Origin of the sequence: Streptomyces sp. NPDC051020, from assembly GCF_040683105.1 — a bacterium.
Lineage (GTDB): Bacteria > Actinomycetota > Actinomycetes > Streptomycetales > Streptomycetaceae > Streptomyces.
Window position 1 is genome coordinate 21455 of record NZ_JBFBCG010000014.1, and the last position, 16432, is coordinate 37886.

Consider the following 16432-nt stretch of genomic DNA (forward strand, 5'->3'; position numbering starts at 1 on the left):
AGCGCCCGCAGCGCCGATACTGGAAGTGATGCAATGGTTCACCGCAGATGGCTACTGGCTCAGCCGGCTGATCTTCCAGCGGGCTCTCGCCTGCATCTACCTGGTCGGGTTTCTCGCCGCCGCCCTCCAGTTCCGGGCGCTGATCGGCGAACGGGGCATGCTGCCCGTGCCCGAGTTCCTGCGGCGAACGGACTGGCGCCTCGCTCCCGGTCTCTTCCGGCTCCACTACTCCGACCGGTTCTTCGCGGTGGTCGCCTGGACCGGCTGCGCCCTCGCGGTCGCGCTGATCGCCGGGGTGGATTCGTACGTTCCGCTCTGGGCCGCCATGCTGATGTGGTTGCTGCCCTGGGCGTTGTATCTGTCGATCGTCCAGGTCGGCCAGGTCTGGTACAGCTTCGGGTGGGAGTCGCTGCTCCTGGAGACGGGCTTCCTCGCCGTCTTTCTCGGTAACGCGGACACGGCTCCGCCCGTGCTGGTGCTGTGGCTACTGCGCTGGGTGCTGTTCCGGGTCGAATTCGGCGCAGGGCTGATCAAGATCCGGGGCGACGAGTGCTGGCGCAAGCTGACCTGCCTGTATTTCCACCACGAGACCCAGCCGATGCCGGGACCGCTGAGCTGGTTCTTCCACCGGCTGCCCCGACCGGTCCACCGGGTGGAGGTGGCGGCCAACCATGTCACCCAACTCCTCGTCCCGATCTTGCTCTTCACCCCGCAGCCGGTGGCGACTGCGGCCGCGGGGCTGATGATCGTCACCCAGTTGTGGCTGGTGCTCTCCGGCAACTTCGCCTGGCTGAACTGGGTGACCATCGCTCTCGCGCTGTCCGCCGTCGACTGGTCACTGGTCGCTGCACAGCCCGCGCAGTCGGCGCCGCCGCTCTGGTACGAGGTGCTGGTCATCGCCGTCACCGCGCTGGTGGTCGCCCTCAGCTACCGTCCGGCACGCAATCTGATCTCCCGCCGCCAGGTGATGAACCGCTCGTTCGACCCGTTGCATCTCGTCAACACATACGGCGCGTTCGGCAGCATCAGCCGGGTCCGGCTGGAGATCGCGGTCGAGGGCACCGACGAGACGGTGCTCCACCCCGGCACCGTCTGGCAGGAGTACGGCTTCCGGGGCAAGCCGGGCGATCCGCGGAGGCTCCCGCGCCAGTTCGCTCCCTATCACCTGCGTCTGGACTGGCTGATGTGGTTCGCGGCGCTCTCTCCCGCGTACGCCCATCCCTGGTTCGGACCCTTCCTGGAACGGCTACTGGAGAACGACCGGGACACGCTGCGGCTGCTGCGCCACAACCCGTTCCCGGGCACCCCGCCCACGCACCTCCGCGCCAGGGTGTACCGCTACCGGTACACGACCTGGCGCGAGCTGCGCGCCACCGGGAACTGGTGGCACCGCACCTATGTGCGGGAATTCATCAGACCGGTTACCCTCGCCCCCGCCCGCATCAGCCCGACCACGCCCCCATGAAGACCCGGGCCCCGGGGCTACCCGGATTTCGCCCGGTGCGGTGACCCGGCCGGGACACGCCGGAGCCCCGGACCTCCGTTGTGTCGGAAGGCCGGGGCTCCCTGGCTGACGGACATCGCGGACGTCGGGCGGGCGCGCTGCCGAGCCCGTCGATCAGTCGATGCCGGGCAGGATGTGCGGCTCGGCGAGATCGTCCTCGTAGCCGGCCAGCCGGATCGGCGCAGATCTGGCCCAGACTTCGAGGTTCTGGAGTTTCTCGGGCCGACGGGCCCGCTCTCCCTGTCGCTCGGCCGGTCGCTTCTCTTGCTTCGTCAGTTCTGGTGTCACCGCGTACTCCTTTGTGTCGCAAAACCCCGGGCGTCGCCGACACTCCGGCCTCATTACCGGAAATCGACCACCCATATGGGGCGGGGCAGGAACAGTTCGGTCGCGGTGGCGCCGGGCATGGGGCGGAACGGCGGCCTGGTTGCAAGCCTGTCCCAGGACGGCCCGGGGATTTTTGTGGACCCCCGGGTGGCGTCTGTTCACCTCAGCCTAACCAAATGAGCGCTTTCGCGCTCGATGGAACGTGTGCGCTCAGTCACTTTCGGACAACGGATCGATCTACCAACCGGCCGGCGCGTAGTCCTTCAGGAAGCAGCCGAACAGGTCCTCTCCCGCTTCGCCCCGCACGATCGGGTCGTAGACCCGGGCAGCGCCGTCGACCAGGTCGAGCGGGGCGTGGAAGCCCTCCTCGGCCAGCCGGATCTTGTCGGGGTGCGGGCGCTCGTCGGTGATCCAACCCGTGTCGACGGCGGTCATCAGGATGCCGTCCTTCTCGAACATCTCCTGGGCGCTGGTGCGGGTGAGCATGTTCAGCGCCGCCTTGGCCATGTTGGTGTGCGGGTGGCCCGCACCCTTGTAGCCGCGACTGAACACACCCTCCATCGCGGAGACGTTGACCACGTAGGCGCGCTTGGCCGCCGTCGCGGCCATCGCGGGACGGAGCCGGCTGATCAGGATGAACGGCGCGGTGGAGTTGCAGAGCTGGACCTCGAGCAGTTCGATCGGCTCGACCTCTTCGACCGTCTGGATCCAGCTGTTCGTGTGGTGCAGGTCCGGCACGAGACCGCCCGCGTCGATCGCGGTGCCCGCAGCGATCCGTTCCAGCGAGGCGGATCCGGTGACCAGGGCCAGTTCCGTGACGTCCTGCGCGCTCAGCCCCTCCTTGCGGGCGGCGGGCAGGGCGGCGACGCGGTCGACCGAGCCGCTGCCAAAGGTGCCGATGACCTCGGCCGCGGGGAGTTCACCCGCGGGCAGCGGTGCGGACTCGGCGCCGAGCAGTTCGCTGTACGCCTGCGGGGAGCGGCGAACCGTCTGCGCAGCGTTGTTGATCAGGATGTCCAGCGGCCCCTCGGCGGCGACCGAGTCGGCGAGCGCGACGACCTGGGCGGGGTCGCGCAGGTCGATGCCGACGATCTTCAGCCGGTGGATCCACTCGTCACTGTCCGGCATCGCCTTGAAGCGGCGGATCGCGTCGTTGGGGAAGCGGGTGGTGATGGTGGTGTGCGCGCCGTCACGCAGCAGCCGCAGTGCGATGTACATGCCAATCTTGGCCCGGCCGCCGGTGAGCAGCGCCCGGCGTCCCGTCAGGTCGGTCCGCGCGTCGCGGCGGGCCCGGTTCTCCTTGGCGCACTGCTGGCAGAGCTGGTGATAAAAGGCGTCCACCTCGACGTACCGGGTCTTGCAGATGTAGCAGGAGCGGGGCCGCTGGAGTATCCCGGCGATCTCGGCAGTGGCCGAGGAGGACGGCAGGACACCCTGGGTCTCGTCGTCGATGCGATCGGCCGAGCCAGTGGCGGTGGCCTCGGTAACAGCCTTGTCGTGCGCGGTCTTGGCGGCCCGGCGCTCCTGACGACGGCGCTGCTTCACGGTCCGGTAAATACCGGCGGTGGCGCGGCGCACGGCGATGGCGTCCGGGTGGTCGACCTCGATGGTGTCGAGTTCGTCGAGCACGCTCAGGCAGACGGCCAGCCGCTCCGGGTCGATACCGGGACCGAACTCCTCGATACCGGGAGCGAACTCCGCGCTGTCCTCTGTCACCGTCATTGCCGTTCCTCTGTCAGTCATGCCGCCGGGATCTCTCGGCGGCCCCGGCGCATTGCCGCACCGGGCTCACGAGGACTGGTATCCACGGGGCTGAGGCCCGGCTGCGGGCTTGCGTGAAGCCGCCGCACTTCGGGCCGAACGCCCCGCTCAAGTCTGCCATGTCCGCCGCGCTGCTCCATCCGGGTGCGCAGGGCGGCGCAGCGGGCCGCGGGAGGAGACGCCAGGGACGCGGACGTCGGCCTGCGACGCCGTCACGACGTCTCTGTCGGCGCGCGGTCGATCACCGGGGGACGGATTCCGCAGGGGATCCCGGTGTGCGGTCGAGGACGCAGTCCCCGCAGAGGCCCCCGCCCGGGCACCGGTAGTAGAGGCAGCAGCTGCGTCTGCGGAACGCGGGGGTGTGCGGCGAGCCGGTGGTGCGCAGATCCGGGTGGTCGAAGAGTTCGGCGACCAGGGCGCGGGCCCGTTGCGCGACGTCCGGGCGGTGGTGGGTCCGCGCCCAGGCGATCAGTTCCCGGAGCGCTCCGGCGAGGGCCGATCCCGCGTTGCCCCAGAGCAGCCGCGGAGCGAGGTGTCCGTCCTGGCGGATCGCCTCCGCCAGGGGTACGAGATGGCCGAACTGGACGACCTCACGGATCCGGTCCGCGGTGCCAGGCAGCGTGGCGACCGGCTCGTGCCACAGGTCGTCGGGGGCGGGGCGCTGCGGGTCCCAGTGGAGCGTGCCGGGGGACAGATCGGGGAAGCGGCCCTCGATCGCCGCCGGTCCCAGGGCGGTCGACCAGAGACGGGCGGCCAGGCCCAGGTGAGCGACGGACGCGGCCACTCGGCGCTCCCGGGTACGGAGCGCGGCCGCGACCGCGTCGATACGGGTGGTGAGCGATGCCGTCTCCCCCGCGTACAGCCGGGCCAGCGGGCGGTGTGCGCCACCGGGCACCGGTGTGCTGCGCAGGGCGAAGAAGCCGCCCACCGAAGCCGCGTCCGCCTGCTCCGAGCGCTGTTCCTGCGTGGGTTCCATCGATCGCTCCTGGTGACATCGCGGCCGTCCCGAGTACCGCGACTCGCCGTTCACCGTATCGCTGCGGGATGATCGTCCTGAGGCTCGTCGGGGTAGTACTACCGTCGGGAGGAGGACACGCGGACCACTGCCGTACTACCAAAGCAGTACGTCGGATCGCAGTCTCAAGGACGACGACTCGGCGGCTTTGAAGGGCCATCGTGGTGCACATGAGTTTCCTCGCACTGTCGGTGCTGCTGTCACTGGTCTCTGCGGTCGCGTACGCGGCCGGGGCAATCGTCCAGGAGCGCGTCGCCGCGGCCGGAGACAGCCGCTCGCTCACCCCTCTGCGCAACCGCGTGTGGTGGGTGGCCGTGGCGTTGAACAGTGTGGGTGCCGTGCTGCACGTGCTGGCACTGGCGTACGGCCCGCTCAGCCTGGTGCAGCCGCTCGGTGCGCTGACGATCGTCTTCGCCCTGCCGATGGCTGCCCTCTTCGTACGCCGCCGGGCCGGGGCGACTGCCTGGCGCGGCGCGATCATGGCGACGGCCGGTCTGGCGGGTCTGCTCGCGCTCACCGGCGGCAGCGAGGCGCACACGCTGGACGGGTCGGAGCAGGTCATGCTCGCGACCGTGACGTTCGGCGCGGTGGCGCTGCTCCTCGTGGTCTCGAAGGGCATGCAGAAGCCGGTGGTACGGAGCGTGGTGCTGGCCGGGGCGGCAGGTGTCGCGTTCGGTATCGCCTCCGTGTTCACGAAGACGGTGGCGATGGTGTGGACCTCGGGTGCCGTGGGCGCGGGGCTGCCCTCGCTCCTGGTGATCGCGGTGCTGGCAGGGGCCGGACTGCTGCTGGCCCAGGCCGCGTACCGGGGCGCCGGCCTCACCGCTCCGCTCGCGACGGTGACCGTCGTGAACCCTGTGATCGCGGCGGCGGTCGGCATCACGCTGTTCGGCGAGGAGTTCCGGTACGGCACGGCGGGCACGGTGCTGGCGCTCGCGTGCGGCGTGGTGGCCGCGGGCGGGCTGATCCTGCTGACCACGGAGCGGATGAGCGCGGAGCAGCGCGAGAATCAGCGGGCCCAGGGCACCGGCGCGGATGTGTCGGAGGTGGATGCCGGAGTTGCCGCGGAGGACATGGAAGGTGCCCCGGAGAGCGCGGAGAACGCCGCCGAGTCCGCTGCTGCGGTGAAGTCCGCCGGTGCGGTCGAGTTCGCGGGGGCATCGGCCGGGCATCAGCCGCAGGCGGAGCCTCCCCGGGGCACGTCCGCCGTGTCCGGCTCGGCCGCTGCGGATTCGATGCCCTCGCTGCTCCCGCCGCCGGTGACAGTGCCGGTGACGCTGAGGAGTCGTCGGGCACGTCGGGTGTGGTTCGGCCCCGCGCCGCTGCCGCGCACCGGTTCGGGACGACGTGCCCTGTCGGCCGCCGATCCCGATGACTCCGCACAACGGCTCGGCGGCGTTCAGACGCTGACGCCGCCTGCCCTGAGGTAGGTCACGGGGTCGATGTCGGAGCCGTAACCGGGGCCGGTACGAATCTCGAAGTGCAGATGCGGTCCGGTGACGTTGCCCGTGGAGCCCGAGCGGGCGATGCGCTGACCGCCGCTGATGTGCTGGCCCTCGCGCACATGGAGCGCGGACAGGTGCGCGTACTGGCTGTACTTGCCGTCGCCGTGCCGGACGACGATCTGGTAGCCGTACGCTCCCGCCCAGCCCGCCGACACGACCGTGCCGGAGGCCACCGCCTTGACCGAAGTGCCGGTGGGGACGGGGAAGTCGATGCCCGTGTGATAGCCACTCGCCCAGGAACCGGCCTGGTGGTAGGAGGTGCCGATGCGGGTCGCCACCACCGGTGCGGTGAGCCCGGAGTGCTTCTCGGCCCGCTCGTCCTTCCTGTGCTGAGTCTTTGCCGCCTGGTGCGGCTTCGCCCCTGCCGTGTGGTGCGGTTTTGCCGCCTGGTGCTGCGGTTCCGCCTGTTCGTGCTTCGGTTCCGCCGGTCGACGCGGCTTCGTCTTCGGCTGCGGCCCGGTGGACGCGCCCGGCTTGAGGCCGGTCTTCGAAGCGGGCTTCGGGGTCCGGGCCGCGTCCAGGGTGAGCCTCTGGCCGGGGAAGATCAGGTCCGGGTCGTCGCCGACCACTGTGCGGTTGGCCGCGTAGATATGCTGCCAACCGCCCCTCACACGCTCGGTGGACGCGATCGCGGAGAGCGAGTCGCCACGCGCAACGGTGTACGACTCGCGCTTGCCGGGCACCATGGTCGGCGTGACGGGTGCGGGTGCCTTATCGGCCTTCGGTATCGCCTTCTTCGGGGTGGGAGTCCCCTTCGAGGAGGTGTCGACGGGACCGCCGGTCGGCTCCGCCTGCGGCTTGACGTCGGGGGCGCCGCCGCCCCGTGTCAGGCCCGCCCGGGTGGAGCAGGTCGGCCACGCACCGGGGCCCTGCGCCTCCAGTACCTTCTCCGCAATGGCTATCTGCTGTGCCTTGGTGGCCAGATCGGCACGCGGCGCGTAGACGGTGCCGCCGTAGGCCGCCCAGGTCGACCGGGTGAACTGCAGCCCGCCGAAGTATCCGTTGCCCGAGTTGATGTGCCAGTTGTCGGTGGACTCGCAGGCGGCGACCTTCTCCCAGACATCCGTCGACGCGGCGCCCGCCGAAGCTGCGCTGATGAGCGGGAGCGCGATGCCCGCACCGCCTGCCGTGACCGTCAGCGAGGCGCGGTTGATGCGGCTGGGCTGGTATTTGCGGTGCCGTCCGTTCGCGGCCATGACTTGGCTCCCCCACTGGCTGTAGGACACGTCGCAAGCGGCCAACTTATGGGCACACAAAGGGTGATGACAAGGGCTCAGCCCAGTACCCACCTGTCACTCATGAAACGGGCGCCTCGGATCGCAGTTCATCGACGGGGGCGACGCCTGCGGAAGACCCGTGCCCGGGTGCCGTCGCGACAGAGCCGGAGCGATGCCGGGCCACCGCGTCCAGCGGCGGGGACGTGCCAGAGCGTGTTTCGAAAGGAGCGTCGTCCGGCCGTAGGGCGGGCCAGGCGGCGTCTGGTGCATGCGATCGCAAGGCGGAGGGTCGCCCCGATACTGGGCGTATCAAGGACGAGCCCGACAACGCAGCGAGCGTGCGTGCCAGGCGTCGCCTGGCAGGCGGGACTTTCGAACCCTAGGCCTGTCCCCCGCGGAAGAGTTCTGTTCCACCGGCCCGGCCCGGCCGGCTCCTCACCCGACCGTACGGGCGTTCTCCTGCGGCGTGAACGGAGCGCGGCGGGGCGAACAGGCCATGCCCGCTTCCCGTATCCATACTGGTCATCCCGGCATCCTCGACAGATTGCAGGAGCACACAGATGAGCGGCACTGCGCAGATCGGCGTCACTGGACTCGCGGTGATGGGCCGCAATCTCGCCCGGAACTTCGCCCGCAACGGCTTTGCGGTGGCGGTGCACAATCGTACGACCGCAAAGACCGATGCCCTGGTCAAGGAGTTCGGCGACGAGGGCACCTTCGTCGCCGCACGCACTCCCGAGGACTTCGTGGCGGCGCTGGAGCGACCGCGTCGGCTGGTCATCATGGTGAAGGCGGGCGATCCGACCGACGCCGTGATCCAGGAGTTCGCCCCGCTGCTCGAGGAGGGCGACGTCATCATCGACGGCGGCAATGCCCACTTCGAGGACACTCGCCGCCGCGAGAAGGACCTGCGGGAGCGCGGGATCCACTTCGTCGGTGTCGGTATCTCCGGCGGCGAGGAGGGGGCGCTGAACGGGCCGAGCATCATGCCGGGCGGCTCCACCCAGTCGTACGAATCCCTGGGGCCGCTCCTGGAGCGGATCGCCGCACAGGCAAAGGACGGCACCCCGTGCACCACGCACATCGGCCCCGACGGCGCCGGGCATTTCGTGAAGATGGTCCACAACGGCATCGAGTACGCGGACATGCAGCTGATCGCGGAGGCGTACGACCTGCTGCGCCGGGTGGCCGGCTACTCCCCCGCGCAGATCGCCGAGACCTTCCGCAGCTGGAACACCGGCCGCCTCGACTCGTATCTGATCGAGATCACCGCCGAGGTCCTCGCCCATACGGACGAGTCGACGGGCAAGCCCTTCGTCGACATCGTGCAGGACCGCGCCGAGCAGAAGGGGACGGGCCGCTGGACCGTGCAGATCGCGCTGGATCTGGGGGTGCCGGTCTCCGGTATCGCGGAGGCGGTGTTCGCCCGTTCCCTGTCGGGCCACGCGGATCTCCGTGAGGCCGCACGGGAGTTGCCGGGGCCGAAGGCCGTCCCCCTCACCGGGGCAGGGGCGGCAGCCTTCGCCGACCAGGTCGAACAGGCGCTGTACGCCTCCAAGATCGTCTCCTACACGCAGGGGTTCCACCAGATCCGGGCGGGCAGCGAGGCGTACGACTGGAACATCGATCTCGGTGGGGTGGCGGCGATCTGGCGGGCCGGATGCATCATCCGGGCCGCATTCCTGGACCGGATCCGCGCGGCGTACGACGCGCGTCCCGGGCTGGTGAGTCTCCTCTCCGACCAGCAGTTCGCTGCCGAGATCGGTGCGGCGCAGGACGACTGGCGGACGGTGGTCGCCGAGGCGGTGCGTCAGGGGGTGCCCACCCCCGGATTCGCCGCCGCGCTCTCGTACTACGACGGGGTGCGCGCCGACCGGCTGCCCGCGGCGCTCACACAGGGGCAGCGGGACTTCTTCGGAGCGCACACCTATCGGCGTACCGACCGTGACGGCTCGTTCCACACGCTCTGGGGCGGCGACCGGTCGGAGGTCTCCACCGGCTGACGGGGGGACGGCCGGTCGCCCGGTCGGGTCGCCGCGGGATGCGGCGGGGCCGCACGTATGGGTAAGTAGCAGCGAGTACCGTCGGCGTCCCGCACCACCGGGATGCCCCAGCCGAGCCGCCGCCACCACCCACTCGGAGCCGCCGCATGCCCGACGCCGTCCCGGCCCCGGCCGCCGCCCAACCCGTCGTCGCGCCGCTGACCACCGCGGCCCTGATCCTGGTGGTCACGATCGAACCCGGTGGTGAGAGCGCCGTACGCGAGGTGCTGCCGGACCTTGCGGCGTTCGCCCGTTCCATCGACTTCCGGGTGCCCGACGCCGGCCTGGCCTGTGTGACCGGATTCGGGTCGGACGCCTGGGACCGGCTGTTCGCGGGGCCGCGGCCGGCCTCGCTCCATCCGTTCCGGGAGCTGCACGGCGCGCGCCACCACGCCCCCGCCACCCCGGGCGATCTGCTGTTCCACATCCGGGGCGAGCGGATGGACGTGTGTTACGAGTGGGCCGCCCGACTGCTCGACCTGCTCGGCGGGGCGGTGACGGTTGTCGACGAGACGCAGGGGTTCCGGTACTTCGACCACCGGGACCTGCTCGGTTTCGTCGACGGGACGGAGAACCCGATCAGCGCCGGTGCGCTGACGGCGGCGCTCGTGGGCTCCGCAGCCGACCCCGCCTTCGCGGGCGGCAGCTATGTCATCGTGCAGAAGTATCTCCACGACCTGGCGTCCTGGAACACGCTGAGCACGGAGGAGCAGGAGCGTGTCATCGGCCGCACCAAGCTGGACGACGTCGAGCTGCCCGACGCCGTCAAACCCCATAACTCCCACGTCGCGTTGAACACCCTCTCAGCGCCGGACGGCACCGCGCGCGAGATCCTGCGCGCCAACATGCCGTTCGGCAGTTTCGAACAGGGCGAGTTCGGCACGTACTTCATCGGTTATGCCGCCGATCCGGACGTGACCGAACAGATGCTCCGCAATATGTTCCTCGGAAATCCGCCGGGCACGTACGACCGCATCCTCGACTTCTCGACCGCCGTCACCGGCACCCTCTTCTACGCCCCCAGCGCCGACTTCTTCGACGCCCCGCCGCCGGCCCCCGTCCTGTCCGGGACCGAATCCCTGTCGCAGCCGGCGTCCGCGCCGGGCGCTCGGATCGCGGTTCCGGCGGATGCGCGGGACGGTTCGCTGCATATCGGCAGCCTGCAAGAAAGCGCCCAGTGATGAACAACCTCCACCGCGAACTCGCCCCCGTCACGGAAGCCGCCTGGGACCAGATCGAGGAGGAGGCCCGGCGCACCTTCAGCCGCCATCTGGCGGGCCGTCGCGTCGTCGATGTGACGGATCCCGAGGGACCGTCGTTCTCGGCGGTCGGTGACGGGCATCTGCGGGAGATCGACCCGCCGACGCCGGATGTCATCGCCAGGGCCCGTACCTCCGTGCCGGTGATCGAGTGGCGGGTGCCGTTCACGGTGACGCGGGCGGCCGTGGACGATGTCGAGCGCGGCTCCGACGACAGTGACTGGCAGCCTGTCAAGGATGCCGCCCGGACCTGTGCGTTCGCCGAGGACATGGCCATCATCGACGGCTACGCGTCGGCCGGCATCACCGGTCTGCGCGACGGTTCCTCGCACGCTCCGCTGCCGCTGCCCGCCGATGCGCGCGACTATCCGGCCACGGTGAGCCAGGCGCTGACCCAGCTGCGGCTGGCCGGTGTGGACGGGCCGTACCGGCTGCTGCTCGGCGCCGACGCGTTCACCGAGGCGACCGAGACGTCCGACCACGGCTATCCGGTGGCCACGCATCTCGCTCGGCTGCTGGACGATCAGATCCTCTGGGCGCCCGCCGTCGCGGGCGGTGTGCTGCTGTCCACCCGCGGTGGCGACTTCGAACTGCTCCTGGGCCAGGACCTGTCCATCGGCTATCGGGACCACGACGCGACGCACATCCGGCTCTACTTCCACCAGTCGTTCACGTTCCGGATGCTGACGCCGGAAGCCGTGGTCCCGATCATCGCCTGACGGCCGGGTCCACGGCTGCTGCCTGCCGGTGCCCGGCCTCTTAACGGACCGGATCGGGCGCCCCTCGCCGGCCGGACACCGGGCGTACTCCTGCCATCGGCCGGTCGCTCGTATGCTCGGTTCCCATGACGAGGCGCGACGTGCCCGAGCCGGAGCGGGAGCCGCAATCCGGGGTCACGCTCCGCGAGATCCTGGCGTTCGACGACGTCGGCATGCTCCGTCTGTTGCTCGCGCCCGCCGACCACGTCGTCGGCGTCCGCGGTGTGGCCGTCGGTGACGAAGAGCAGGCGCAGCCACTCGACCAGCGCATCGTGCTGGCCGTCGGCCCGCCGGCCTCCTCAGCCGATGCAGCGGGCCCGGTCCGTGAGGCCGCCCGGCGCGGCGCCTGCGCCGTAGTGCTCCGCGATACGGAGGGGGTGCCCGCGGCGCCCGACGTACTGGCCGCCGCCGAGGAGTCGGGCATCGCCCTGCTCACCCGTGCGGCCTGGGCCGACTGGACCGACACCGCGACTCTGCTGCGTTCCGCGCTCTCCTACGCCGCGACGGGCCGTGCCGGGGACACGGCCCTCACGGCGGACACCTCAGCCGGCGGGCTGGCAGCCCTCGCCTCGGCCATCGCCGAGAACACCGGGGGCTCCATCACCATCGAGGACACCCGCTTCCGGGTGCTGGCCCACTCCGCCACCCGCCCCGAGGCCGACGGGGTCCGCCGGTCCACGATTCTCGGCGGCAGGGTTCCCGAGTGGCGCGTCGCCGAGCTCCGGCGCAGCGGAATCCTCCGCGCCCTGTGGACCTCCCGGGACGTCATCCACCGGGCCGCCGAAGGCGACAGCCCCGAGCGACTGATCATCGCGGTCCGCAGCGGCTCCGAAGTCCTCGGCTCCATCTGGGCGGCCACGGACGGGCGCGCGCTCTCCGCGCAGGCAGCGGATGCGCTGCGGCGCGGAGCGGAGCTCGCCGCCCCCCACCTGGTGCAGCACCGGCTGCGCGCGAGCGGGGCCGCGCGCCGGAGGAACCATGCGCTGCGCGGCCTGCTGTACGGGTGCGGGGACCGGCGCACCCACGCCTGGTCGCTGGGGCTGCCACCGGACGCGCCGTGCGCGGTCCTGGTGGCCGAACGCGACGGCGCGGCAGGGCCGTCGGCCGACCGCGTCCTCGATGTACTCGCCCTGCACGCATCCTCGTACCGCCCCTCGGCTCGCGTGCTGCGCGACGGGGACCGGCTGCTGGTGCTGCTGCCGGTCGAGCGCGACATGGACAGGGAAGTGCTCGGCCTTGCACACGAGTTGGACGCACTCGCCGTGTCGATGCACGGCTCCGCGCCGGTCCGGGTCGGTGCGGGTCCCGTCGTGCCCACCGCCCTGCGGGCCGCCGCCTCCTGCGAGGAGGCGACGCTGGTCGTACGGGTGCTGCGCAACCGCGCCGCGCGCGGCGGGGAGCCTGAGCCGCTGCAGTACGCCGGGGCAGCCGATGTCGGTCCGTCCCTGGACGTCCTGCGGGTCCTGGACGCCGTACGGCCGGTCTGGGAAGCGGGCCGCGGACCGGTGCACGACCTCGTACGGTCCGACCTGGCGACCGGGGGCGAGCTGGTCCGCTCACTCGCCGCCTACTTCGACGCGTCGGGCGACATCGGCCGGGCCGCCCGGCAGCTCGTCGTGCACCCCAACACGCTGCGGTACCGGCTGCGCCGCGCCCGGGAGCGGTACGGCGTCGATCTCGACGACCCCGACACCCGGCTGCTCATCACCCTCGCCGTCCGGCTGAACGGCTAGATTTGTCCCCGATTCGTACGGTCGTTGGCCCTGCGGCCAAGGTCCGGCACCGATCCTGTTCTGCTCGACAGAGACCTGCGGGGCTCCCATCACCGACTCTCGCCGTATGCCTCTCACCACGCCCGCTCCGGGCCCTTCGTCCTCCGCGCGTGTCGCCGCCGCGGTCCGCCACGCCGTCGGCACCGGTTTGCTCGGCGAGGGCCGGCCCGTCGCCGGGTTCATCGACACCGACGGCGTGCGCAACTCCATCGCCGCCCTCCATGGCGCGTTCACCGACACGCCCGCCACCGTGCTGCACACCTTCGCCGCCAAGGCCGCGGCCCTCGTCCCCGTGCTGAGGCTGCTCGCCGACTGCGGCATGGGATGCGAGGTCGCCAGCCCCGGTGAGCTGAGGCTCGCCCTCGACGCCGGATTCGCACCCTCGGCGATCGTCCTCGACTCCCCCGCCAAGACGCGCGACGAGATCCGTCAGGCGCTCGCGCTCGGTGTGGCACTCAATGCCGACAGCCTCGACGAGGTGCGGCGCATCGCCTCGCTGCGGCCCCGGAGCTCGGCCTCCGTCATCGGACTGCGCATCAACCCGCAGGTGGGCGGAGGCTCCATCAGCGCGATGAGCACCGCCACCCCGACCTCCAAGTTCGGCGTGGCGCTGCACGACCCCGGCGCGCGCGAGAGTGTCGTCCGGGCGTTCGCCGAACACTCCTGGCTGACCCGGCTGCATTCCCATGTCGGCTCCCAGGGCTGTTCGTTGGAGCTGATCGCGACCGGGGTCGCGGAGACGTACCGACTCGCCGAGGAGATCAACGAGACCCTCGGTGCCCGGCAGATCACCAGCATCGACCTCGGCGGCGGACTGCCCGTCAACTTCGCGGACGATTCCGTACGACCCACCTTTTCCGCGTATGTGGCGGCGCTGCGCGGGGCGGCGCCGGGGCTCTTCGACGGCCGGTACGGGCTGGTCACGGAGTTCGGCCGGTCGCTGCTCGCGAAGAACGGCTTCATCGGGGCACTGGTGGAGTACACGAAGGACGCGGGCTCCCGCCGTATCGCGCTCACCCACGCGGGCGCCCAGATCGCCACCCGTACCGTCTTCATGCCCGAGTCCTGGCCGCTGCGGGTCGGGGCGTTCGACGCCGAGGGACGCCCCAAGGACGGACCGTCGCTGGTCCAGGACATCGCGGGACCGTGCTGTTTCGCCGGGGACGTCGTGGCACACGCCCGGGAACTGCCAGAGCTGCGAGAGGGCGACTTCGTGGTGTTGTACGACACCGGCGCGTACTACTTCTCGACCCCCTGGTCGTACAACAGTCTGCCGAGGCCCGCCGTATACGGATTCAGCACGGTCGGCGCCGGGAGCGACAGCTCGGGCGAGGAAGCCGTTCGATTCGCGCCGGTGCGTGACGCCCAGTCGCTGGAGTCGATCGCCGAGGAGAGCGGGGCGGGACACGCCGACTCCCTCCTCGGAATCGGCCCCCAGCACACGGAGTAGCTGTCCGGCCGTGACTCGTCATTCGGCGGGGCGGGGCGTTGGCTCCGGCTCCGGCACCGGTTCGGGGTTGGGCGACGGCGGCTGGGGAATCGGGTCCGGCGACGGACCGGGCGGCACCGGACCGGGTACGGGCGGGGCAGGTGTCGGCCCCGGCAGCGGCGAGGGAGGCCCGGGCATGGGTCCGGGCGTCGGCGCGGGCGGCACGGGGTCGGGAGGCGGCACAGGTTCGGGATACGGGTTGGTCATCTCGGGCTCCAGAAGTGCGGGCGGATCTCCTGTCCACCGTCTCCCGGAGCAGGTGCCCGCGCCTGCCGAGAGCATACGTACGGGTTCCGTGCCACCGGACGAGAACCCGTACGGCGGCTCAGCGCGCTGCCGCGGCAGTGGCAGCAAGCCCGGGCCGGGGACTGGAGAGGACCGGAATCCGCGTGACCGTCCGGGTGACGGCATCGGCCATGGACGCCTGGGCCAACACGATCACATCGGCGTCCGTCACCCGGTCGGCGGCAGCGGCCACCAGCTCCAGACAGCCGTCACGGTCGCCGGCTTCGAACCGCGCCCATGCCCCCTCGACCAGGACCGTACGGATGTCCGCGGCCCGATCACCCGCCTCCTCGGCCAGCAGGGCCAGGGTCGGTGCCAGGGTCTCCGCAAGAGCGGCGGACTCGGCGACCCCAAAGATCGTCGAACAGGTGCGGAGTCAGTTGGCGGAGGGCACGGCGTACGGGCTCCGCTCGGTGGCGGTGCCCGGCACGGGCGCGGAGGCGTCGGCGCCGAGCGCGACAATCCGGTTGTCCGCGTCGACGTGGACGATGCTCGGGGTCAGCGTGCGGGCCTCGGCGTCGTCGACCTGAGCGTAGCTGATCAGGATCACGAGGTCGCCGGGGTGGACGAGGTGGGCGGCGGCGCCATTGATACCGATGACGCCGGAACCGCGTTCACCCTCGATGACGTACGTCTCCAGCCGGGCACCGTTGTCGATGTCGACGATGTGCACGAGCTCGCCGGGCAGAAGATCCGCGGCTTCCATGAGTGCGGCGTCCACGGTGACGGAACCGACGTAGTGCAGGTCGGCCTGGGTCACGGTGGCACGGTGGATCTTGGACTTGAACATGGTACGAAACACGGAGAAACTCCCGATTTGTCTGCTCCCTGCCTGCTTTCTGCAGGTCAAGGGCGTCTCCGGAGCCTACAACGATTCGCATGTGCGGCCATCTGTCACCAGGTGTTTCAGGACTCACGCTGACACGTTGCTGACTTTCGTGATGGGTGATCAGGTAAGGACCGGACTGGTCCAACCTGCGACGCCGATCCCGAGGGCGGTGGCGCAAGGCAAGCGTCGGGGCTCGCGCGTGCGGACGCCCCAGCCGCACCAGTCACATCACGTACTCCGGCCCCGCGCCCGGGTCAGCTGCTTCAGTTCGATGATGGTCGCGACGGCGCGCAGCCAGGTGGCCGCGGTGTCGTCGGCGGCGATCCCGCCCACGAGTTCGGTGCCGGCCCGCAGCCACTCCCGTACGAGGGCGGCCGCCTCCCGGCGGGGCAGGGGCTCGGGCAGCTCCGCGGCGCGGGCGAGTCCGCCGGCGCGCACGGTGTCGGCGAGGAAGGCGACCGAGCGCGGCTCGGTGCCGAGGCGGTCGAGGATGACGGCTGCGGCCGCGGCGCCGTCGCCGAACAGGGCGGTGCGCCGGGTGCCGGGCTCGGCGGTGAGGCCATAACGCAGGAGGACGGTGATGTCGAGCCGGGCCAGCTCGTCGTCCGTGCGGTCCGGCGGGTACGGGGCGTCGTCGTTCATGGCGGGGCCTCGGGTGTCTCGTCTCAT

At 70.9% G+C, this 16432-nt stretch carries 13 protein-coding genes and 1 pseudogene; 7 read left to right on the top strand and 7 right to left on the bottom strand.

The window, feature by feature from the left end; translation table 11 throughout:
* Nucleotides 1-28 precede the first annotated feature (28 nt).
* A complete protein-coding gene (locus tag AB0N06_RS10395) occupies nt 29-1465 on the top strand; it encodes a lipase maturation factor family protein (RefSeq protein ID WP_366134283.1) in 1437 nt (478 codons plus the stop codon).
* Between the two features lie 153 nt (nt 1466-1618).
* On the opposite strand, the gene AB0N06_RS10400 is transcribed toward AB0N06_RS10395, so the two are convergent.
* The 3 genes from AB0N06_RS10400 to AB0N06_RS10410 form a co-directional block, all read right to left on the bottom strand.
* Nucleotides 1619-1792 (bottom strand): hypothetical protein, encoded by a 174-nt coding sequence (locus AB0N06_RS10400; RefSeq protein WP_266978285.1) that lies wholly within the window; start codon nt 1790-1792, stop codon nt 1619-1621.
* 276 nt (nt 1793-2068) lie between these two features.
* A complete protein-coding gene (locus AB0N06_RS10405; RefSeq protein ID WP_358861322.1) occupies nt 2069-3553 on the bottom strand; it encodes an SDR family NAD(P)-dependent oxidoreductase in 1485 nt (494 codons plus the stop codon).
* Between the two features lie 280 nt (nt 3554-3833).
* On the bottom strand, nt 3834-4568 hold the full coding sequence (locus AB0N06_RS10410; RefSeq protein ID WP_366134284.1) for a (2Fe-2S)-binding protein: 735 nt from the start codon (nt 4566-4568) through the stop codon (nt 3834-3836).
* Nucleotides 4569-4777: 209 nt separating this feature from the next.
* On the opposite strand from AB0N06_RS10410, the gene AB0N06_RS10415 reads away from it, so the two are divergent.
* Nucleotides 4778-6037, top strand: a complete 1260-nt coding sequence (locus AB0N06_RS10415) for a DMT family transporter (RefSeq protein WP_366134285.1) — start codon at nt 4778-4780, stop codon at nt 6035-6037.
* Here AB0N06_RS10415 and AB0N06_RS10420 read toward each other — a convergent pair.
* Nucleotides 6007-7308 (bottom strand): transglycosylase family protein, encoded by a 1302-nt coding sequence (locus tag AB0N06_RS10420; protein ID WP_366134286.1) that lies wholly within the window; start codon nt 7306-7308, stop codon nt 6007-6009. The genes AB0N06_RS10415 and AB0N06_RS10420 overlap by 31 nt on opposite strands.
* A 581-nt stretch (nt 7309-7889) precedes the next feature.
* Between AB0N06_RS10420 and gndA the strand changes: the two genes are divergently transcribed.
* The 5 genes from gndA to AB0N06_RS10445 all read left to right on the top strand — a co-directional run bounded on the left by gndA (nt 7890) and on the right by AB0N06_RS10445 (nt 14610).
* Nucleotides 7890-9332: an NADP-dependent phosphogluconate dehydrogenase gene (gndA, locus tag AB0N06_RS10425; RefSeq protein ID WP_366134287.1), complete on the top strand. Its 1443-nt coding sequence runs from the start codon at nt 7890-7892 to the stop codon at nt 9330-9332.
* Between the two features lie 146 nt (nt 9333-9478).
* Nucleotides 9479-10552: a Dyp-type peroxidase gene (locus tag AB0N06_RS10430; protein ID WP_366134288.1), complete on the top strand. Its 1074-nt coding sequence runs from the start codon at nt 9479-9481 to the stop codon at nt 10550-10552.
* Nucleotides 10552-11349, top strand: coding sequence for a family 1 encapsulin nanocompartment shell protein (locus tag AB0N06_RS10435; protein ID WP_366134289.1), 798 nt, complete (start codon nt 10552-10554; stop codon nt 11347-11349). The genes AB0N06_RS10430 and AB0N06_RS10435 overlap by 1 nt, the downstream gene beginning before the upstream one ends.
* Before the next feature lie 125 nt (nt 11350-11474).
* The gene (locus AB0N06_RS10440; protein WP_366134290.1) at nt 11475-13121 is read left to right on the top strand and encodes a helix-turn-helix domain-containing protein; all 1647 of its coding nucleotides are present in this window, start codon (nt 11475-11477) and stop codon (nt 13119-13121) included.
* Nucleotides 13122-13227: 106 nt separating this feature from the next.
* Nucleotides 13228-14610 carry a diaminopimelate decarboxylase gene (locus AB0N06_RS10445; RefSeq protein ID WP_366134291.1) on the top strand — a complete coding sequence of 461 codons (1383 nt, stop codon included), beginning with the start codon at nt 13228-13230 and terminating at the stop codon, nt 14608-14610.
* Nucleotides 14611-14974: 364 nt separating this feature from the next.
* On the opposite strand, the pseudogene AB0N06_RS10450 reads toward AB0N06_RS10445, so the two are convergent.
* From AB0N06_RS10450 to AB0N06_RS10460, 3 genes and pseudogenes are all read right to left on the bottom strand, one after another.
* Nucleotides 14975-15271, bottom strand: a pseudogene (locus AB0N06_RS10450) (arylsulfatase); the annotation flags it as partial.
* A 39-nt stretch (nt 15272-15310) separates the two neighbouring features.
* On the bottom strand, nt 15311-15736 hold the full coding sequence (gene panD / locus AB0N06_RS10455; protein WP_366134292.1) for an aspartate 1-decarboxylase: 426 nt from the start codon (nt 15734-15736) through the stop codon (nt 15311-15313).
* 255 nt (nt 15737-15991) lie between these two features.
* The gene (locus AB0N06_RS10460) at nt 15992-16432 is read right to left on the bottom strand and encodes a hypothetical protein (RefSeq protein WP_366134293.1); all 441 of its coding nucleotides are present in this window, start codon (nt 16430-16432) and stop codon (nt 15992-15994) included.